The organism is Pseudomonas fluorescens (genome assembly GCF_902497875.1).
Classification (GTDB): Bacteria; Pseudomonadota; Gammaproteobacteria; order Pseudomonadales; family Pseudomonadaceae; genus Aquipseudomonas; species Aquipseudomonas fluorescens_BR.
Map to the genome: position 1 here is coordinate 24,503 of NZ_CABVHY010000004.1, position 21,005 is coordinate 45,507.

Annotated in this window: 16 protein-coding genes; 11 read left to right on the forward strand and 5 right to left on the reverse strand. The window is 61.7% G+C overall.

Features of this window, described 5'->3' with window-relative positions:
* Nucleotides 1-219: 219 nt before the first annotated feature.
* Nucleotides 220-933, reverse strand: coding sequence for a FadR/GntR family transcriptional regulator (locus F8N85_RS04610; protein ID WP_150802500.1), 714 nt, complete (start codon nt 931-933; stop codon nt 220-222).
* Between the two features lie 285 nt (nt 934-1,218).
* Between F8N85_RS04610 and F8N85_RS04615 the strand changes: the two genes are divergently transcribed.
* The 11 genes from F8N85_RS04615 to lpdA all read left to right on the forward strand — a co-directional run bounded on the left by F8N85_RS04615 (nt 1,219) and on the right by lpdA (nt 13,907).
* Nucleotides 1,219-2,460 (forward strand): branched-chain amino acid ABC transporter substrate-binding protein, encoded by a 1,242-nt coding sequence (locus F8N85_RS04615; RefSeq protein ID WP_150802501.1) that lies wholly within the window; start codon nt 1,219-1,221, stop codon nt 2,458-2,460.
* 59 nt (nt 2,461-2,519) lie between these two features.
* The gene (locus tag F8N85_RS04620; protein ID WP_150802502.1) at nt 2,520-3,461 is read left to right on the forward strand and encodes a branched-chain amino acid ABC transporter permease; all 942 of its coding nucleotides are present in this window, start codon (nt 2,520-2,522) and stop codon (nt 3,459-3,461) included.
* Between the two features lie 3 nt (nt 3,462-3,464).
* Nucleotides 3,465-4,742: a branched-chain amino acid ABC transporter permease gene (locus F8N85_RS04625; protein ID WP_150802503.1), complete on the forward strand. Its 1,278-nt coding sequence runs from the start codon at nt 3,465-3,467 to the stop codon at nt 4,740-4,742.
* Nucleotides 4,739-5,494, forward strand: coding sequence for an ABC transporter ATP-binding protein (locus tag F8N85_RS04630; protein WP_150802504.1), 756 nt, complete (start codon nt 4,739-4,741; stop codon nt 5,492-5,494). The genes F8N85_RS04625 and F8N85_RS04630 overlap by 4 nt, the downstream gene beginning before the upstream one ends.
* On the forward strand, nt 5,491-6,213 hold the full coding sequence (locus F8N85_RS04635) for an ABC transporter ATP-binding protein (protein ID WP_150802505.1): 723 nt from the start codon (nt 5,491-5,493) through the stop codon (nt 6,211-6,213). The genes F8N85_RS04630 and F8N85_RS04635 overlap by 4 nt, the downstream gene beginning before the upstream one ends.
* 118 nt (nt 6,214-6,331) lie before the next feature.
* A complete protein-coding gene (locus F8N85_RS04640) occupies nt 6,332-7,573 on the forward strand; it encodes an OprD family porin (RefSeq protein ID WP_150802506.1) in 1,242 nt (413 codons plus the stop codon).
* A gap of 129 nt (nt 7,574-7,702) precedes the next feature.
* Nucleotides 7,703-8,545, forward strand: a complete 843-nt coding sequence (locus tag F8N85_RS04645) for an SDR family NAD(P)-dependent oxidoreductase (protein ID WP_150802507.1) — start codon at nt 7,703-7,705, stop codon at nt 8,543-8,545.
* 62 nt (nt 8,546-8,607) lie between these two features.
* The gene (locus tag F8N85_RS04650; RefSeq protein ID WP_150802508.1) at nt 8,608-10,800 is read left to right on the forward strand and encodes a thiamine pyrophosphate-dependent enzyme; all 2,193 of its coding nucleotides are present in this window, start codon (nt 8,608-8,610) and stop codon (nt 10,798-10,800) included.
* Nucleotides 10,797-11,282: a VOC family protein gene (locus tag F8N85_RS04655; RefSeq protein WP_150802509.1), complete on the forward strand. Its 486-nt coding sequence runs from the start codon at nt 10,797-10,799 to the stop codon at nt 11,280-11,282. The genes F8N85_RS04650 and F8N85_RS04655 overlap by 4 nt, the downstream gene beginning before the upstream one ends.
* Nucleotides 11,282-12,505 carry a pyruvate dehydrogenase complex dihydrolipoamide acetyltransferase gene (locus F8N85_RS04660; RefSeq protein ID WP_150802510.1) on the forward strand — a complete coding sequence of 408 codons (1,224 nt, stop codon included), beginning with the start codon at nt 11,282-11,284 and terminating at the stop codon, nt 12,503-12,505. The genes F8N85_RS04655 and F8N85_RS04660 overlap by 1 nt, the downstream gene beginning before the upstream one ends.
* A 10-nt stretch (nt 12,506-12,515) precedes the next feature.
* On the forward strand, nt 12,516-13,907 hold the full coding sequence (gene lpdA, locus F8N85_RS04665) for a dihydrolipoyl dehydrogenase (protein ID WP_150802511.1): 1,392 nt from the start codon (nt 12,516-12,518) through the stop codon (nt 13,905-13,907).
* A gap of 123 nt (nt 13,908-14,030) precedes the next feature.
* Here the strand turns inward: lpdA and F8N85_RS04670 are convergent, their stop codons facing one another.
* The 4 genes from F8N85_RS04670 to F8N85_RS04685 form a co-directional block, all read right to left on the reverse strand.
* A complete protein-coding gene (locus F8N85_RS04670) occupies nt 14,031-14,690 on the reverse strand; it encodes an MliC family protein (protein ID WP_150802512.1) in 660 nt (219 codons plus the stop codon).
* A gap of 95 nt (nt 14,691-14,785) precedes the next feature.
* Nucleotides 14,786-16,240 carry an efflux transporter outer membrane subunit gene (locus F8N85_RS04675; protein ID WP_150802513.1) on the reverse strand — a complete coding sequence of 485 codons (1,455 nt, stop codon included), beginning with the start codon at nt 16,238-16,240 and terminating at the stop codon, nt 14,786-14,788.
* A 1-nt stretch (nt 16,241) separates the two neighbouring features.
* Nucleotides 16,242-19,451 (reverse strand): efflux RND transporter permease subunit, encoded by a 3,210-nt coding sequence (locus F8N85_RS04680; RefSeq protein WP_150802514.1) that lies wholly within the window; start codon nt 19,449-19,451, stop codon nt 16,242-16,244.
* Nucleotides 19,448-20,818: an efflux RND transporter periplasmic adaptor subunit gene (locus tag F8N85_RS04685; protein WP_224795631.1), complete on the reverse strand. Its 1,371-nt coding sequence runs from the start codon at nt 20,816-20,818 to the stop codon at nt 19,448-19,450. Before F8N85_RS04685 ends, F8N85_RS04680 begins: the two co-directional genes overlap by 4 nt.
* Nucleotides 20,819-21,005 lie beyond the last annotated feature (187 nt).

Sequence of the window (21,005 nt, forward strand, 5' to 3'; positions counted from 1 at the left end):
AGAACGAGTCGACAGGAATAGAGAGCGCGGGTAAGTGGGCAGTGCCTGTGTGGGCTGATGTCTCAGCGCCGGAGGAGGGGGTGTAAACAAGTGACGCTAATGTTTCGAACAGTGTGCTGGCGAATACCATGGAGAATAGCCTGTCTGACATATTTTATTGTTGTCTGACAGGATGGTATGAGGCTTTGCTTTTTTGTGTCAAGGGGGCTTCGAAGACGGTCAGTCCTGCAAGTACATATTCATGCGCTTGGCGGCATTTCGCAGGTGACGCTCGGCGGCTTCTCCAGCCAGTACCGGATCCCGAGCCTGGATGGCCTGAAAGATGGCCTGGTGCTCGTCCTGCACATCCTGGATCAGGTCGTTGTAATTGTCCGCGGTGTTACTGCGGGCTTCGCGAATCAAGCGGCGCACGCTGTGGTCGAGGTACTCGTTGAGCGACTTGAAGTGGGGATTGTGGGTGGCTGCGACGATCGCCTGGTGGAAGGCGTAATCTTCTTCGTCGCCCAGGCGATCATTGACCATCGCGTACTCCATGCCAATCAGTGCCTGGCGGATTTTTTTCAGGTCTTGCGGGGTATGTCGCAAGGCGGCCAGGCGTGTAGCGCCGACCTCGATGGTGATCAGAAATTCGAGGATGTGCAGCAGTGCATCTTCTTCGCCCAGCGACACTTCCTTCAGGCGAAAAGCATGGCGCTCGCCGCGCTTGGCAACGAACGCGCCCTTGCCTTGCTGGGTGGTGATCAGCTCTTCGAACTTGAGCTGGGACAGCGCCTCGCGCACCACCGCTCGGCTGACTGAAAACTGCTCGCACAGTTGCCGCTCGCTGGGCAATTGATCCCCCTTGGCCAGCCGCCCGGACTGGATCTCGTTGCTGAGCCACTGCACGATTTCCATGGGCAGGGGCTGGTAGGGATGGGAGGTATCGCTTTTCATGGATCAGTCCTTGGGCTGGAGGCAGCATTGTGTGCTGGGCATCATAGTCATGAGCTGATTATAGTGGAGGAATGGACTGTGGTCTTACAAGTGCTGGAGAAAATATAACGTGGGTCAGCCCGCAAATTTAAAGGCCTATACGCCATTTCACACAAATCTCCTCGAATTTTTCGCTGACGGAGCTTTGACATCGGGCCACGCTTGTCGTAATTTTCGCTTGCTGGTCAGACATGTACTTACTGATGTAATACCAGACGGCAAATAACAATAAAAAACGAGGCTTCCATGCACCCCAAGACCACGCTGCGCCTGCTCACTTTCGGTACGATCCTGTTCGCAGGCATCGCCTGTGCTGATCCTTTGAAAGTGGCGATAGTCGAGTCCCTGTCCGGACCGTCGGCCGCCACCGGACAAATGTTCCGCGCCGCCACCCGCTTCCAGATTGAGCGGCTCAATGCTGAAGGTGGCTGGAACGGCGAACCCATCCAGCTGCTCGAATTCGACAGCCAGGGCACCCCGGCCGGCGCCTCGGAAAAACTCAAGGCCGCCATCGGCAGCGGCGCCCAGATGATCGTCCAGGGAGCGTCCTCCGTCGCCGCCGGCCAGATCACCGAAGACGTGCGTAAGTACAACTTACGCAACAAGGGAAAGGAAGTCGTATTTCTCAACGTCGGCGGCGAAGCCCTCGAGTTGACCGGTAGCAAATGCCACTTCTACCACTTCCGCTTCAACGGCAACGCACCGGTCCGGACCAAGACCCTGGTGGCAGCGATGAAAGAGGCGGGCGCCCTGGGCACCCAGGTCTATTCCATGAACCAGAATTACAGCTGGGGCCTGGATATGGAACAGGCGATCACCGAAAACGCCGCTGCCGGCGGCTACCAACTGGTGGGCAAAAGCCTGCATGACACTCAGAAGGTCCAGGATTTCTCCCCTTACATCGCCCGCATCCAGGCCTCCGGCGCCGAGACGGTGCTGACCGGCAACTGGGGCAACGATCTGTTGCTGCTGATGAAGGCCAGCCGTGCCGCCGGCCTGAAGCTGCGCTTTGGCACTGCCTTCCTCGATCAACCGGGCAACCTGGCTAACGCGGGTGACGTCGCGCTGGGGCACTACGTTTCTCACCCGTTCAATATCGAGGCGGCCGGCGAGCAGGGCGAGCGTTTTGCCCGCGACTACCAGGCCAAGACCGGTCACCTGCCGACCTACATCGAGCCACAGACGGTGTTCGGCCTGCAGATGGTCGGCAATGTGCTGAAGAAACTGCCAGCAGAAGACGGCCGCTTCAACACCCGAAACTTTGCCCTGGCACTGGAAAAGGCCAGCGACGCCAACCCCTTGGGTGAAGTGCGCATGCGCGCCGACGACCACCAGCTGCTGATGCCGTTCGTGGTCTCGGTGGTGTCCAAGGACGCCCGCTACAAGGTCGACGGCACCGACATGGGCTTTGTCCCGATCAAGTCGTTCAGTGCCGATGAAGCCGCAGCGCCGGTCCAGGATGCCTGCCGGATGCAACGACCTGAATGACATCGTACGGCGTGCCACCCGGCACGCCTTTCTGTCCATCGCGAACGCTGGAGTCGCCTATGGAATTCCTCATTGTTTCACTGCTTAACGGCGTGATCTACGGCCTTCTGCTGTTCATGGTTTCGGCTGGTCTGACGCTGATCTTTGGCATGATGGGCGTGCTCAACTTTGCCCATGCCTCCTTCTATATGGTCGGTGCTTACCTGGCGTACACCCTGCAGAAGTTCGTCGGCTTCACTAGCGCGGTACTGCTCTCGACAGTGTTGGTGGGCCTGCTCGGGGTGATTGTCGAACGCTTCTTTCTGCGCCGTGTGCACAAGCACGGTCACGCCCACGAGCTGCTGCTGACCTTCGGCCTGACGTTTATCATCGCCGAGCTGATCAAACTGTTCTACGGCAACTTCTCTGTTGAATACCGGGTGCCGGAGTTCCTCAACTTCGCCGCCTTCCAGGTGTTCAGCACTGACTATCCATTCTATCGGCTGCTGATGGGCGTGGTCTCGCTGGCGGTGTTCGGTCTGATCTACCTGCTGCTGACCCGCACCCGGGTCGGCATCGTCGTGCGCGCGGCGATCCACCGCCCGCAGATGGCCGAAGCCCTGGGGCACAACGTGCCGCTGGTGTTCATGGCGGTGTTCGGCATCGGCGCGGCGCTGGCAGGTCTTGCTGGTGCTCTGGCAGGAGCCTTCTACACCACCAACCCGAACATGGCCCTGGAACTGGGGGTGATCGTCTTCGTGGTGGTTGTGGTCGGTGGCCTGGGCTCGATGGCCGGCGCGATGATCGCTTCTCTGCTGATCGGCCTGATCTCCTCGTTTGCCGTCGGTGTCGACCTCAGCCTCGCTTCGATCTTTGGCCTGTTGGGTGCCGGCGACTGGGCGCAGCAGATGGGTGGGCTGATGACCCTCAAGGTGTCCAGCGTCGCGGCGACCATTCCTTTCGTGCTGATGCTGCTGATTTTGTTGATCCGACCGTCCGGATTGATGGGCGAGAAGGGGTAGACCATGAAACTCACAAAAATCTTGCTGGCGTTATTGCTGCTGGCACTGCTGGTACTGCCCGGGTTCCTGCCGGCGTCGATGGTCAACGCGGCGATCCAGATGCTGATCGCGGCTCTCTTCGCCAGTGCCTTCAACCTTCTGTGCGGGCAGGGCGGTATGCTCTCGTTCGGCCATGCGGCGTACTTCGGGGTCGGCTCGTTCGCCACCTTGCATGCGATGAATGCACTCAATGGCGAAGGCCTGTTGCCGACCCCGCTGCTGCCGCTGATGGGCGCCATCGGCGGCTTTGTCTGCGGCCTCTGCGCCGGCTGGTTCGCCACCAAGCGAGCCGGGGTGTACTTCTCGATGATTACCCTGGCCCTGGCCGAACTGCTGCATTCCCTGGCCCCGCACCTCAGTACGCTGTTCGGTGGCGAGGCGGGGGTCTCGTCCATGCGCATGCCAGCCTGGGGACTGGACTTTGGCGACGCGACCCAAGTGTATTACCTGACCCTGGCCTGGGTGGTGCTGTCCATCGCTTTGCTCTATGCCTTCACGCTGACGCCCATGGGCCGGCTAACGTTCGCCCTGCGCGAGAACGGCCATCGCCTGCAGTTTCTCGGCTACAACGTGCATCGCTTGCGGGTGCTGGTATTCGCCCTGTCGGCGATGTTTGCCGGCATAGCCGGTGGCTTGCAGGCGCTGAATATCGAGGCGGCCAACTACGTGCTGTTCGACATGCGCTTCTCGGCCGAAGTGGTGCTCAACACCTATATCGGCGGGGTCAATGTGTTCCTCGGGCCGGTGCTGGGCGCCGCGCTGATGACCTTCTTCGCGAACGCTGCATCCGACCTCACGCAGTCCTGGCTTCTGTATCAGGGCCTGCTGTTCGTGCTGGTGATGATGTTCATGCCCAGCGGCCTGGCCGGGCTAGTGCTGTGCTGGAGTGGCCAGGTTCGTCGGCGCGGGCTGCTGGCGATCGTGCCAGCGGCGTTGTTGGCGCTGCTCACCGCTGCCTCGCTGACCCTTGCGGTGGTGTTCGCAGTCGAGACCCTGCAGCGGGTGTTCAGTCAGGACTACCAGGCGCTGCTGGTGCCGGGGCAAGCCTGGCCGGCGATTAGCCTGTTCGGCCACCAATGGCTGCCGGGTGCGCCACTGACCTGGGCCATGCCGCTGCTATTGGGTAGCGCCGGTCTGCTGGTGCTGAAACTGGCGCGCCGGCAATGGCTGCACCTGCTGGACGAAGAGCAAACGGTTAGCCCGAACGCACTCGGCCACCCCGTCGAAGGAGAACAACCATGAGTCGTCCGATCCTGCAGTTGCGCGACGTGCACAAGTCGTTTGGCGAGGCCCATATCATTCGCGGCGCGCAGCTCGAGCTGCGCGAAGGCGAACGCCAGGCGGTGATCGGCCCCAACGGGGCCGGCAAGTCGACGCTGTTCCATCTGATCTCCGGGCAGTTGCAGCCCACCAGCGGGCAAATCCTGCTGGGTGACGAAGAAATCCAGGGCTGCTCGCCGCAGCGCATCAACCACCTGGGCCTGTCGCGCTCGTTCCAGATCACCAATATCTTTCCAGGCCTGTCGGTGTTTGAGAACCTGCGTATCGCGGTAATGCGCAAGCATCAGTTGCAGTACCACTTCTGGCGCCCGATGCAGCGTTACCGCGAAGTGCGCGAACAGACCGAGCAACTGCTTGAACAAGTGCGCCTGCAAGGCAAGTCCACCGTCTGCGGCGCCGAGCTGTCCTACTCCGAACAACGCGCCCTGGAAATCGGCATGACCCTGGCCTGCGACCCGCGGGTGATCCTGCTCGACGAGCCGATGGCGGGTATGTCCCACGAAGAAACCGACTATGCCCTGAACCTGATCCGCGAAGTGACCCAGGGCCGTTCGCTGCTGATCGTCGAACACGACATGGACGTGGTGTTTTCGCTGTGCGATCGCATCAGCGTGCTGGTCTACGGCGAGGTTATTGCCACCGGTACGCCGGACGAAATTCGCGCCGATCGGCGAGTACAGGAAGCCTATCTGGGTGAGGAGCAATGCGCATGAATCAAGCCTCGCAAAGCCTGCTGTCGATCAGCGGCCTGCATGTGCACTACAGCAAGAGCCATGTGCTGCACGGCGTCGACCTGAACATCGGCCAGGGTGAAGTGGTCAGCCTGCTGGGGCGCAATGGCGCTGGGCGTTCGACCACCATGAAGGCGGTAATGGGCCTGGTGCCCAGTAGTGCCGGCAGCATCCAGCTGGCCGGCCGCGAGATAACCGGCTTGCGGCCTTATCGCATCAGCCGCGCCGGGGTCGGTTTCGTTCCGGAGGAGCGTGAAGTGTTTGCCAACCTCAGCGTCGAAGAGAACCTGCGCATGGGCCAGCAGGCGGCCAGTAATGGGGCCACCGTGTGGACCGTGGAGCAGATGTTCGAGTACTTCCCGCGCCTGCGCGAGCGCCGTAACACCAGTGCCGGCAACCTTTCCGGGGGCGAGCAGCAGATGCTCACTCTGTGCCGCTCGCTGCTCGGGTGCCCGAAGGTGCTGTTGATCGATGAACCCACCGAAGGCCTGGCGCCGAAGATTGTCGCGGTGGTCGCCGAGGTAATCCGCGATATCCACCGGCGCGGGGTATCGATCCTGCTGGTGGAACAGAAACTGACCATCGCCCTGAAGGTGTCCACCCATGTCTGCGTGATGGGGCATGGGCGAATCGTCTTCGAGGGCACGCCCCAGGCGCTGACCGACGATCCGAACCTGATGAAGGAATGGCTGGCGGTTTAAGACCGGCGTCCACTTCCAACCTGGCAGGCTTGCCTGCCTTTTCCACTGTGGTCTTGTGGCGGGCATGGCGCTCGCCAGGGATCGCTGCGTCTCCAACCCACCGGGAATAACAATAACAATGAGCCTACGCAAACACTTCATCGCACGGCCTCTGCTGCTGCTGACCACCTTGCCCGGCCTGGCCCTGGCCCAGGAACACGGCTTCATCGAGGACGCCATCGCCACCGTGCAGATGCGCAACTTCTACTTCAACCGTGACTTTCGCGACAGCGGCGCGCCCAAGGCCAAGGCCGAGGAGTGGGCCCAGGGCTTTCTGCTCAATGCCCAGTCCGGCTACACCCAGGGCCCTGTCGGGATCGGCGCCGATCTGATCGGGCGCCTCGGGGTCAAGCTGGACAGCGGCGGCGGGCGAGCCGGTACCCTGCTGTTGCCGAACGAGGGTGATGGCTCGGCGGATGATTTCTCCAGCCTTGGCGCGGCGGTCAAACTGAAAATTTCCAAGACCGAACTGAAAGTCGGCGAGTTGCTGCCGACCTTGCCGATCCTCCAGTACAACGACGCGCGTCTGCTGCCCCAGACCTTCCAGGGCGCGATGCTGACCTCGAAGGAAATCCCTGGTGTGACCCTGAATGCCGGGCAGATGCGTTCCTTCACCCAGCGGAACTCCAGTGACCATGAAGATATGTTCGTCGATGGTCGCGCGTTCGCGACCTCCGATCGCTACAACTACCTGGGCGGTGAGTACCGCTTCAACCAGGAGCGCACCATGCTCGGCCTATGGGGCGCGCAGCTCGAAGATATCTACCGCCAGCGCTTTATCCAGTTCACCCACAAGCAACCGGTGGGCGCCTGGACCCTGGGCGCTAACATCGGCCTGCTGAGTTCCGAGGAGGAGGGACAGGCCATGGCCGGCCAAATCGACAACCGCTCGTTCTACACAGCCCTGAGTGCCAGCGTGAGCGGGCACACGGTGATGGCCGCTTGGCAGCGCATGTACGGCGACGACGGTACCATCTGGCTGAGCCCAACCACTACCGTGCTGCCTAGCGATATTCAGGTTCGCAACTTCGCCTCCGCCGAGGAAAAGGCCTGGCAACTGCGCTATGACTACAACTTCGCCGCCCTGGGCGTGCCGGGGTTGAGTGCCTTCGTGCGCTACGTCAATGGCGACAACGTGGCTGTGGCCGGTGGCAACGGCGGCAAGGAATGGGAGCGCGATTTCGACGTGTCCTACGTTATCCAGAGCGGGCCGCTGAAGAACCTCGGGTTGCGCTGGAGGAACGCCATGGTGCGCTCGAACTTCGGCCCGTCGGTCGACGATAACCGCCTGATCGTCAACTACAGCCTGGCGCTGTTCTGACCGACAGGTCCAACCAGAGGTTTTTTCAACGATTCCTTTGACAGGCCAGAAGCGACGGGTTAGTTTTTCGCAACTGGTCTGACAAGTTAAAAATAATGTATGACCAGATACAAAAATAAGTGAGACCCCATGACCCTTCCAAATTGCACCCCAGATGCGCCTGAACATCCACAACACGACGCGCCCGTCTTCCAGCACAGCGCCTATGCCGGCATCGACGGCAAGATAGTGGTAGTTACCGGTGGTGGCAGTGGCATTGGCCTGGCCCTGGCCGAAGGCTTTGCCCGCAACGGTGCCCACCTGTTACTGATCGACATCAACGCCCAGGCCATGGCGGATGCCAAACGGGCGTTGCAGCAGGCTTTCCCGGCTGCCCGGGTCGAATGCTTCCAGGCTTCAGTCACCGACGAAGTCGCCGTGGAGGCCGCATTTGCCCACGCCAAGGCCTGCTTCGGCCGCATCGACGTGCTGCTCAACAACGCCGGCGTGTCGATCAACAAACCTTCCCTGGAGATCGCTCCCGCCGAATGGCGCCGGGCCATCGAGATCAATTTCAACAGTGTTTTCTTCTGCGCCCAGGCGGCGGCCCGTTACATGATCGACCAACAGGGCGGGGTGATCATCAACACCTCGTCGATGTGGGGCGTGTCCCATTCCGCCGAACGCACCGCCTACTGCGCGACCAAGGCCGCCGTGGTCTCGATGACCAAGTGCCTGGCTGTGGAATGGGCCCGGCATGGCATCCGCATGAACGCCATCGGCCCGGGCTACACCCGCACGCCACTGGTGGAAGAGCTGCAGCGCGCCGGGCGCCTGGACGTCGAAGCCCTGCGCAAGCGCACGCCGTTGCAACGCCTTGGCGAACCGGGCGAGATGGCCGAGCTGGCGCTGTTCCTGGCGTCGAGCAGCGCCACCTTCATCACCGGGCAGATCTACGTCGCTGACGGCGGCTGGACCGCCAACGGTTTCTAAGCCGTCCTCGTTGTGCCGGCCCGCCGTGGCCTGTTGATTTGAGTCATTTGTGGAGAAGTGAAATGCCGAAATGTGTTGCCTTATCGCCAGCGTCGCCGTGGATCGAGCTTAGTACCACCGATACCGACTGGAAACAGGCCGATCCCGCATTGCTGGGCACCATGCTCAGCCAGCTGCACCTGATCCGAGCCTTCGAGGAGACCGTGCTGGAACTGGCCGGCGAAGGCTTGGTGCATGGTCCGGCGCATTCGAGCATCGGCCAGGAAGGCGGGGCGGTGGGTTCCATCGTGCCGCTGGGCGCGGCCGATGAAGTTAACGGTTCGCACCGTGGGCACCACCAGTTCCTGGCTAAGGCGCTGGTCTACCTGATGCCCGAGGGCATCGACCCGAAGGCGCCGATCAACACCTCGATCCAGGCGCTACTGCAACGCACTCTGGCGGAAATCCTCGGCTTGGCCGAGGGCTTCTGTAAAGGCCGTGGCGGTTCCATGCACTTGCAATGGGCCGAAGCCGGCGCCTTGGGCACCAACGCCATTGTCGGTGGCGGTGTGCCGCTGGCCGCGGGCGCGGCCTGGGCCCATCGGCATGCGCAGACCGATACGGTGGCGGTCACTTATTTTGGCGACGGCGCGGTGAACATCGGCTCGGTGCTGGAGACCATGAACCTGGCAGCTGCCTGGAAGCTGCCGCTGTGCTTCTTCATCGAGAACAACCTGTACGCGGTGTCGACCACTGTCGATGAAGCCACCGCCGAACCGCGACTGTCGGCACGCGGGTTGGGTTTCAATATCCCGAGCTGGAAAGTCGACGGCATGGACCCGCTGGCGGTCTACCTGGCCATGCAGCAAGCGTTGGCGCACATGCGTGCAGGCAATGGCCCGACCGTGATCGAGGCCGACGTCTACCGCTTCTTCCACCAGAACGGCCCGTTCCCCGGCAGCGCCTTCGGCTACCGTAGCAAGGAAGAAGAACAGAGCTGGCGAGCCCGTGACCCGCTGGATCGCCTGGCCAGGGAAATGAAAAAGCGCGAGCTGATCGACGATGCCGGTCTGGCCGATCTGCGCGAAACAATCAAGCTGGCGATGGCCGAAGCGGCCGCGGCGTTGCTGGAAGCCGACCCTCTAGGCAAGCCGGGTAAACGCCGCATTCGTCCAGAGCTGTGGCCTTCAGCGGATTTTCGCGATGTTGGCATTCGTGGCGACCTCAGCGAACTGGCCGACGCCCGCACGTGTGAACAGACGAGCTACAGCGGCGACCTGGAGAAACGCAAATTCATCGACGCCATCGCCGACGTGATGAACCGCCGCATGGAAACCGATGACAGTATCGTGGTCATGGGTGAAGACGTGCATCGCCTCAAGGGCGGCACCAATGGCGCCACGCGTGGCCTGAAGGACCGCTTCCACGACCGCATCCTGGGCACTCCGATCAGCGAGAATGCCTTCTGCGGCCTCGGCGGCGGCATGGCCCTGGACGGTCGCTACAAGCCGGTGGTGGAATTCATGTACCCCGACTTCATGTGGGTGGCCGCCGACCAGGTGTTCAACCAGATCGGCAAGGCCCGGCACATGTTCGGTGGGCAGAGCGATGTGCCGTTGGTACTGCGCACCAAGATCGCCATGGGCACCGGCTACGGCTCGCAGCACTCCATGGACCCGGCGGGCATCTTCGTCACCAACCCGGGCTGGCGCATCGTTGCCGCGTCGACACCGTTCGACTACATCGGACTGATGAACACCGCCCTGGCCTGCAAGGACCCGGTACTGGTGATCGAGCACGTCGACCTCTACGCCAACAGCGGCGAAGTGCCGGTGGACGACCTCGACTACCAGATTCCGTTCGGCACCGCTGCCGTGCGCCGAGAAGGCCGCGAGCTGACCATCCTCACCTACCTGAGCATGGTCGGCCATTCCCTCGACGCGGTAGAACAGACCGGCATCGACGCCGAGGTTATCGACCTGCGTTTCCTCGACCGTGCCAGCTTCGACTGGACTACCGTGGAGGCCAGTATCCGCAAAACCAACAACGTGCTGATCGTCGAGCAGGGGGCCCGTGGCACCTCGTACGGCGGCTGGCTGGCGGACGAACTGCAGCGCCGCTGCTTCGACTGGCTTGACCAGCCGATCCAGCGAGTCACCGGCGGCGAAGGTTCGCCGAGTATTTCTAAAGTCCTGGAGCGCGCGGCATGTGCCCGCACCGAGGAAGTGGTCGAAGGCCTGCAACGGGTCATCCGCGAAAAAGGGGCACACCAATGAGCGTGAAGATGCTGGTTCCACTGGAAGTCGGGATTTGCTGCGTCAACCTCGAAGCCCTCAGCCGGTTCTATCAGGACGTGCTGGGCTTCACCTTCGTCGCCCAAGTGCACATGCCAGCTGCGGCCGCGCAGAAGGTTGGCTTGAGCGAGGGCGGTTACAGCGTGGTGCGCCTGCAAACGCCGTACGGCGAGCGGATCAAACTGCTGGCCCCGGAGCGCACGCCGATGCTGCGTGAAGACGGGCTGATCCTCGACCGTCTGAACGCCAGCTATCTGACCTTTATCGTCGAAGACATCGAGAGCGTTGCGGCCGGCCTGAAAGCCGGCGGCGCGACCTTCTTTGCTGGCGATGTACCGATCCAGTTGCGTCCCGATGTGAAGGCGCTGTTCTGCCGCGACCCGGAAGGCAACGTGCTCGAGTTGGTCGAATACACCGACATCGCCGCCTACCGTCCCGACCTTTTCAACGACCGGAGTGCCTGATGGCCAAACTCTTACGTATGCCCGAGGTGTCGGCCAACGCCACTCACGCCGCGATCCAGAACTGGACCCTCAAGGAAGGCGACGCAATCAATGCCGGTGATTGCATCGCCGAGATCGAAACCGAAAAGGCGCTGGTCGAGCTGGCCGCTGAAGAAGATGCGGTGCTCGGCAAGATCCTCGTCGAACCGGGGCGCGAAGTGGAAGTGGGCGCGCCGATCGGGGTGCTGTTTGCCAAAGGCGAAACCAATGTCGATATCGCCGCGCTGCTGGCCAAGGCCGGTGTGCAGCCGGCGGCCAACGAGCCAGTGGTTGATGACACGCCTGCACCTCAAGCCAGGTTCGAGCGGGCACCTGTGGTTGACGTGAACAACAGCGTGCGTATCTTCATCAGCCCGCTGGCCCGCCGACTGGCAGCGGACAAGGGGCTTGATCTGACCCGCCTCAAAGGCAGTGGGCCAAACGGGCGAATCGTCAAGCGCGACGTTGAGGCGGCAAGCGTTGTCAGTGCAGCACCTGCGCCAGTGGCGACGTCGGTATCCGGCGCCGAATTCGATGAAGTCCCTCACAGCGGCATGCGCAAAACCATTGCACGGCGTCTGGTGGAGAGCAAAGCCACGGTGCCGCATTTCTATCTCGATGTGGAATGCCGGATGGAACGCTTGCTGGCCCTGCGCGAGCAGATCAACCAGGCGGCGCCCAAGAAGATTTCGATCAACGACTTTATCGTCAAGGCGGTGGCTGTCGCCCTCAAGCAGGTGCCGGCGATGAACGTTACCTGGACCGATACAGCGCTACGCCGTTATCACCAGGCGGATGTCTGCATGGCGGTGTCCACCGATACGGGCCTGATCACCCCAGTGGTGCGCAATGCCGACGGCAAGGCGCTGTCGCAGATCAGCGCGGAGGTGGCCGAGCTCGCCGGGCGTGCCCGCGTAGGTCGTCTGCGCCCCGAGGAATACCAGGGCGGCAGTTTCACCATCAGCAATCTGGGCATGTTCGGTGTCGAGCAGTTCAGCGCCATTATCAACCCGCCCCACGCAGCGATTCTGGCGGTGGGCGCGACCCAGCACAAACCGGTGGTTGAAAATGGTGAGCTGAAGGTGGGTTCGGTACTGCGCTGCACCCTGTCGGTGGATCACCGTGCCGTGGATGGTGCGCTGGCGGCGCAATGGCTCGCGGTGTTCAAGGGCCTGATGGAAAACCCGCTGGGCATGCTGATCTGAGGGAGTACCCATGAACGATATGAAATTCGATGTGATCGTCGTTGGCGGCGGCCCCGGCGGTTACGTTGCGGCGATCCGCGCCAGTCAGTTGGGCCTGCGCACCGCGTTGGTGGAAAAGGCGCACCTGGGCGGCATCTGCCTGAACTGGGGCTGCATTCCGACCAAGGCCCTGCTGCGCAGTGCCGATGTGCTTCGCCTGATTGGCAGTGCGAACAGCTTTGGTATCGAGGTCGGGCAGGCCAGCCCCAACCTGGAGGCTATCGTCAAACGTTCGCGCAATGTGGCCGCGCAGCTGCAACGCGGGGTTAGCGCACTGATGAAGAAGCACCACATCCAGGTGTTCACCGGGCATGCCCGGCTGGATGGCCCGCAGCGCCTCAAGGTGACACAGGAACAAGGCAGTCTGAACCTGAGTGCGCCGCACATCATACTGGCGACCGGTGCCCGGGCGCGGTTGCTGCCGGGCATGGAGCCCGACGGCAAGCACTTCTGGACCTACCGCCAGGCGCTGGTGCCGCAGAGCGTTCCGAAGCGGTTGGTGATCGTCGGTGCCGGCGCCATCGGGATCGAGTTCGCCAGCTTCTATCACGCTATGGGTGCCCACGTGAGCGTGGTCGAAATGGCCGAGCGTATCCTGCCGGTAGAAGATGAAGAGATCAGCACCCATGTGGCGCAATGCCTGACCCGTGACGGCATCCGCCTGTACGTAGGTTGTGCACTACAAAGCTGCAAGGTGGAGCGGGGCGCTGTGCAGTTGCGACTCGAAGGCAAGAGCAACGAGACGCTGCAGGCCGATGTGGTGCTGGTTGCCGCGGGGATCGTCGGCAACGTTGAGGACCTCGGCCTGGAAGGCACGCGCGTCAAGGTGGAGCGTAGCCACGTCCTGGTGGACGACTTCTGCCGCACCGACGAGCCGGGCGTGTATGCCATCGGCGACTTGGCCGGTGCACCCTGGCTGGCGCACAAGGCCAGCCACGAAGCTGTGATCTGCGTCGAAAAGATCGCTGGCCTGGACCCTCATCCGCTCGATCCACGCAACGTGCCGGCTTGTACCTACAGTCATCCGCAAGTCGCTAGTATTGGTTACACCGAAGCCCAGGCGCGCAGTGCCGGCAAGGCGGTGAAGGTCGGCAAGTTTCCGTTCGCGGCCAACGGCAAAGCCATTGCCATGGGCGCCACCGGCGGCTTTGTCAAGGTGGTGTTCGAGGCCGAGAGCGGCGAGTTGCTCGGTGCGCACATGGTCGGTGAAGAGGTGACCGAAATGATCCAGGGCTACGCCATCGCGCGGGGCCTTGAAACCACGGAAGCCGAACTGATCGAGAGTATTGTGCCGCACCCGACGATGTCCGAAGCCATGCACGAAGCGGTGCTGTCTGCCTACGAGCGCGCCCTGCATATCTGAGGGCACGCCAAGCGCGGTCCTCGGCGGAGCGCCTGGGGATCGCACTGATGAACACAACGAGAAGAGGGGCCCGCTCATGTCCCACAACGTCGAATTGTGTACCCCGTACTTGCGCCAGAGAAATCAGCCGACCGGCTCGGCCGTACAACTCATTTCCCCTGAGCCTGGCTTCTGGAAAAGGGCCTCGTTGGCGTTTTGCCAGAAGCTGTAGTTCCCCTGGTTATCCTTGCCCGTATATCGGGTTCCTGAATCACTCTGCACCTGGCTCAGGGTGATCGAGGTGTTCGCCCATTTCAGGTACACGACACCAGGCTGCGTGTTAAAGAAGGTGGCGGCAATCAGCGCGTTAAACCCTGTACAACGAAAAGCCAGGGGGCCTTCGGTGAGTCTGTCTGGATCCTTGGTTCTCACAATAGCCGAGCCTTGGCGTAGCTGGTGCGCGCGCTCGGCATAACTTCGGATCGTGCACGCCTTGGGCGCGGTCTCGGATGCACACTGATTGCGGGCTTCGATCCAGAACTGCTGGTCGATCATGACTTTGTCTGGAGGCGGTACTGAACGTTGATCTGTGAGCGCCAGGCGATAAAGACGCGTCAGTTCGATATCCATCTGCGTCAGTTGCGGATCGCGACAGATAAGCTTTTCGACGGATGCCCTTGCCTCGGCGCAGTCGAAGCTGGTCTTGAGGATTGGCGAAGGGGACGCAGCATTTGCACAGGTGCTCGTCGCCGCGCACACGCTGGCAGCGAGCAGGGAGGTGAAAAGTGCCGTGACCGTTTTCATGTTAGCTTCACCCAGATCATTACGTGATGCCCGGATTGCCGTGGGATCTATCGATTGCATCGCTGACCCGGGAGCTCCAGCGATCTGCACCACGCTCATTGCCGCGGTTTGCCGCTGCTCGCTGACGTCGGCACGTCAGTGGCCGTCAGCCTGGCAGCCTCGGTTACCCAACCGCCGCCGGTCGCCTTGTACACATCAATCATAGCGGTGAACACCTGGCCCTGGGTGCGGGTGTAATTCAACTCGGCGTCAAACAGGCTGCGTTCGGCATCCAGGACTTCAATGTAGCTGGTGTAGCCATTGTCATAGCGCAGCCGCGCGAACCGGGCGTAAGTACGCAGCGCCTCGACCTGGTTTGCCTGGAAGGCCATCTGCTCGCGGGATTTGCTGGACACGACCAGGGCATTTTCCACATCCCTGAAGGCCGATTGAATCGCCTGCTGGTAGGTCAGCAGCGCTTGCTGTTCAAAGGCTTGGGCCTGTCGCACCTGCCCGGCGATACCGCCGGCAGTGAAGATCGGCATGCTCCCGGCGACAGCATAAGACCAGGTTTCGGCGGGACCGGTGAACAGGTTCGAGAGTTGGTTGCTGACAGAGCCCAGCAGCCCGGTCAGGGAAATGGTCGGGAAGTACAGGGCCTTGGCCGCCCCGATACGGGCATTCGCCGAGATCAGATTCAGCTCCGCCTGGCGTAGATCAGGTCGCCGTTCCAGCAAGTCCGAAGGTAAGCCGGCGGGCACCGACGGTAGCGTCAATCGGGCCAGCTCGCGCCCCCGTATGATGGGCCCCGGGTTGCGGCCAAGCAGCACTGCCAGGGCGTTTTCCTGTTGCGCCACCAGGGGCTCGAATTGCGCGACCGAGGCCAGGGTCCGCTGATACTCGGATTGGTTCTGCGCCAGTTCCATTTCGGAGATGGTGCCGGCGCCAAAGCGCAGTTTGAATATGTCGTAGGAATCACCCCGCACCTTGGCGGTAGTGCGGGCAATTTCCAGCTCTCGATCAAGATCGCGCAGCGTGATGTAACTCGACGCCACCGACGCTACCAGGCTCAGTATGACGGTACGACGACCTTCCTCCGAAGCCAGCAGATCGGCCCGGGCGGATTCATTGAGACGCCGCAAGCGGCCCCAGACATCCAGCTCCCAGTTCACGCTCAGGATGGCCTGGTAGTTGTTGAAGATCGGGTCCACGCTGGAATCCAGGGGGACGGGACCGTTGTCTCGGGGCGCCTTGGTCCGCTCACCTTGCGCGCCGATCCCGACTTGTGGAAACAACCGGGAACGGACCTCGCCGTAACGGCCCTGGAATTCCTCCACCCGTGCGGCGGCGATCTTGATGTCTTTGTTCTCGAGCAATGCGGTGCGGATCAGGTCATTCAGGACGGGATCCTGAAACTGCTCCCACCACAGCGTATTGGATAGATGCCTTGCTTCCTGGTCCGCATACCGATAGGCCGCCGGGGCGTCTGTTTCAGGGCGCTGATAGTCCGGGCCGACCATGCAACCAGCCAGGCCCAGGCACAACAACAGCGGGAGAGGGGACTTGCGCATCTCAATCCCCCTTATGTCTGTTTTGCGCTGCACCGCCTGGAATCTCCGCGCCCGGCGTTGATTCTCCCGGCGGAACAGTCTTTTTAACGTCGCCCTTTTTCTCGGTCATCCGCTCCACCAGGTAGTAGAACAGCGGGATGAAGAAGATCGCGATGACTGTCGCCGCCAACATCCCGCCGATCACCCCCGTGCCAATGGAGTGGCGACTGTTCTCCGATGCACCGACGGCGATGGCCAGTGGCACGCAGCCGAGGATGAACGCCAGGGACGTCATCACGATAGGCCGCAGGCGCTCCTTGGCCGCGGTCATCGCGGCATCGTAGGCGGACATTCCGTTTTCCCGGTTCAGTACCGCAAACTCAAAGATCAGGATGGCGTTCTTGGCGGCGAGGGCCACCAGCATGGTCAAGCCGATCTGGAAATACACGTCATTGCTCAATCCCCGAATCAAGACGGCGAGCAGGGCCCCGAACAACGCAAAGGGCACCGCCAGCAATACGCCCACGGGCAGCGACCACTTCTCGTACTGGGCCGCCAGGATCAGGAACACCATGACCAGGCCGAAGATAAACACCTGGGAGGAGGTGCCGCCGCTCTTCTTCTCCTCGAAGGCCTCGCCACTCAAGGCCAGGGCATAGTCGTTGGTCATGATCTCGGCGCTGACTTCCTCCAGGGCCTGGAGCGCTTGCCCGGAACTGTAGCCGGGTGCCGCATTGGCGGTGAGTTTGACCGCCGGGAAGTTATTGAAGCGGGTCAGCAGATCGGGCCCGGTGACGTACCGGGTGGTCAGCAGGGCTTTGAGTGGCACCATCTGATCAGTGCTGCTGCGTACGTAAATCTGTTGCAGATCCTCGGCCTTGAGGCGGTACGCCGGTTCGGCCTGCAGAATGACCTGCCACAGGCGGCTGAACTTGTTGAACTGCGAAACGTACAGGGAGCCGAACATGGTTTGCATGGTGCTGTAGACATCTTCCACCGGCACACCCAGTGTTTCTGCCTTTTCCCGGTCCACGTCGACCAGCAATTGCCGGGAGAAAGCGTTGAAGGTGGAGGTAATGGCGCCGAGTTCCGGACGCTGCCTGGCCTTTGCGACAAGCGTGCCGACCATTTCGGCCAATTGGTCGACGGTGGCGTCCCCCTTGCTCTGGACCCATACCTCCATACCGCCGGTGGTGCCCAGGCCGGGGATGGAGGGCGGGTTGACGGGCAGGATGATGCCACCCTGCACTTGGGAAAAGGCCTTGGCAGACGCCTGGATGATGGCAGGCGCGCTTTGTTCCCTGATGGTGTCGGAATCCTTGTAGCGCTCCCCGAAATCCTTGAACCCGACGAAGAGGGTCGCTGCATTGTTCTTGTTCTGACCGTCCAGCAGGCTGTAGCCGTTAACGATGGCGACCCCCTCGACGGCTTCATTGCTCATGAAGTAATCACTGGCCACTTTGCCCACCTCGCCGGTGCGATCCAGGCTGGCGGCGTCGGGCATGATCACCGCGCCCAGCAGATAGCCCTGATCTTCCGGCGGCAGGAAGGCACCGGGGATGCGCTGCGCCATAAACAGGATCAGTCCAATCATGCCGGCAAACAGCAACAGCGCCAGCACGAAACGCTTGATCATGAATGCCACCGAGCGCGAGTAACTTTCGGTCATGCGTTCGAAGCTGTGCTCGAACCAGCGGAAAAAACGGTTTTTTTCCCCGTGTTGGGGCTTGAGCAGCAGCGCTGCCAGCGCCGGAGAAAGCGTCAGTGCCACCAGCCCGGAGATCACCACGGAGATGGCGATGGTGATAGCGAACTGTTTATAGAGCTGGCCGGTGATACCGCCCATGAATGCTACTGGAATAAACACGGCGCACAGCACCAGCACGATGGCCACCACGGGGCCCGCCACTTCATCCATGGCGCGTTTGGCGGCCTCCTTGGGCTGCATCTTGTGCACCTGCATGTTGCGTTCGACGTTTTCGATCACCACGATCGCATCGTCCACGACGATGCCGATGGCCAGCACCATGCCGAACAGCGTCAGCATGTTCACGGAAAATCCCAGGGCCGACATGCCGATGAAGGTGCCGACGATGGACACCGGCACGGCAAGCACCGGGATCAGGGTGGCACGCAGGCTCTGCAGGAATAGGTAGACCACCACGACCACCAGCACCAGGGCTTCGAAGAAGGTGTGTATCACCTCGGTAATCGAAGCGCGGGTAAAGGTGGTGGTGTCCATCACGATCTTGTATTCGATGCCCTCCGGAAAGGTCGTGTTCATTTGTGCCAGGGTCTGGGTGACCGCCGCGGAGACGTCAAGGGCGTTCGCGCCGGGTTGTTGATACACGGCAATCAGTGTCGCCGGACGGCCTTGGTAGGTGCTGCGCAGGGAGTAGTCTTTCTGCCCGAGCTCGGCGCGTCCGACGTCCTTGAGGCGAACGATCGCGGCCCCGCCATTGTTGGCACGCAAGATGATGTTCTCGAATTCCGCAGGCTCGGTCAGGCGACCCTTGGTGGTCACCGCAAACGACTGTTCCACTGCCTGGCCCGTGGGGGATTGGCCGACGCGGCCGACCGCGAACTGCTGGTTCTGGTTGGCCACGGCTTTCTGCACGTCGGCGGCGGTGATCCCCAGCTGGGCCATGCGGTCGGGCTTGAGCCAGATCCGCATGGCGTAGTCCGGGGTGCCGAAAATGCTGGCCTGGTTGGCACCGGGAATGCGCTTGATCGCATCCAGAATGTAGAGATTGGCGTAGTTGGCAACGTAGGTGCTGTCATAGCGGTCGCCAGCGGAGAACACCGCAAGGACCATCATGAAGGCCGACGACTTCTTCTGCACCTGTATACCCTGGCTCTGGACGGCGGAGGGCAGTTGCGGCAGGGCCAGATTGACCCGGTTCTGTACGTCCACCTGGGCCAGGGAAGGGTCGGTGCCAATCTCGAAGAACACATTGAGGGTCATGTTGCCCGTCGCGGAGCTCGACGAGTTCATGTAGATCATGTTGTCGGCACCGTTGACCTGCTGCTCGATGGGCGCCGCCACGTTGTTGGCCACGACCTGCGCGTCGGCCCCAGGGTAGGTGGCTGCAACGGTGATTTGCGGTGGCGTGATATCCGGGTATTGGGCGACCGGCAGCTTGGCCATGGCCACTGCGCCGGCCAGGGTGATGATGATCGAAATAACCGAGGCGAAGATCGGCCGATCGATGCAATAGTGGGAAATGCTCATGGGCTATTCCCGCTGGCCGCACCCGCCGGGCTGGCCTTTGCCGGTTGTTCGGCCGCTGCGCCTGGCGACGCAGTGCCGGGAGCCTCGACGATATTCAGCGGCCCGCCGGGGGTGACCCTGATTGCGCCATCGACCACTATGCGCTCGCCGGGAAGCAGACCCTTGCTGATAAACCAGTCATCGCCGTGCCAGTCACCCACTTCGACAACGCGTTGCTCGGGTTTGCCCTCGGCATTGATCACCCAGACAAAATGACTCCTGGCACCCTCCAGGACGGCCTTTTGCGGCACTAGAATGGCGTTCGGTCGAGTTGCCCCTTTGGCCAGGGCCCGCACGAACTGCCCAGGCCGCAGCATTCCGGCGGGATTGGCAACCACGGCCCGGACCAGAAAGGTGCCGGTTGCCTGGCTGAAAGAGGGTGCTAAAAAATTCACCTGGCCGCGGTCAGGTACCACTGTACCGTCAGCCAACACCACTTCGACGACAAAGTCGCTGCGCAAGGGGAACTTGAGTCGTCCGGCGGCAATCTCGTCGCGGTATTTCAGCGTTTCGTTTTCCGAAAGACTGAAGTTCACGTAGATCGGGTCCATCTGTGACACAGAGGTCAGCAGTCCCGATTCACCTGGCGTTACGTAACTGCCTTCCTGTTTTTTGGCAAAGCTCGAAAGGCCGGTGAGGGGAGAGGTGATGGTGGTGTAACTGAGGTTCAACTGCTCGGTGCGCACGGCGCCCTCTGCGGCAAGCATGGCGGCCCGGGTCTGACGCTCCTCGCCGACGGCATTGTCCAGATCCATTTTGCTCACCGCGTTCTGTGCCGCCAGGGGGCGGACGCGGGCCAGGGTGGCCTTGGCCACTTCCCAGCGCGCCTGTTGCTGGGCTAATTGTCCCTGGGCCGACAGCAGCGCGGCCTCGAAAGGTTTGCGGTCCATCTGGAACAGTGTTTGCCCGGCTTTCACCAGGTCGCCTTCGGTGTACAGCCGTCGATCCAGAAAGCCGGCGACCCGGGCACGGATTTCCACCTCGCGGGAACTCTGGGTCTGGGCGACGAATTCGAATGTTACCGGGGTATCGCGCGCGGTGACCGTCATGACCGTTACATCCGGGGGCTGATGCGCCGGGGAAACGGGCTCTTTGCCGCAGCCTGCAAGCAGGCCGAAGACCCCCGCCAGAAAGGCGATCGGCAAGCCGATACGGCTCGAAAACCTGGCGCCAGCCAGCCGCATGCACTGTGCAGGGCCGCTGTCTTTTTCGAGGTTTTTTACTGGATAGGAGCCTTTGCAATTGCCATTGCCCAAGTCAGTGGCAAGCGGTGGCAGCCAGTCGTCTTCGAGCCGGGCGGCAGTGTTCATGTTCATGTTCACGCCCATACCCAAGCTCCATTAAGGTCTTTCGAAGAGAAGCGTAGCCACTGAAGCTGCACAAATCTAATCCGTAGACGATGGCATTTCCTGAACCCGATCAATGATCACCACAGGCCAGCCGTGCAAACCATGGGTGGGTACTCGAACCAGGCAGCAGCACGCTGAGTAAGCGGAACAAAGACCGACAACCATC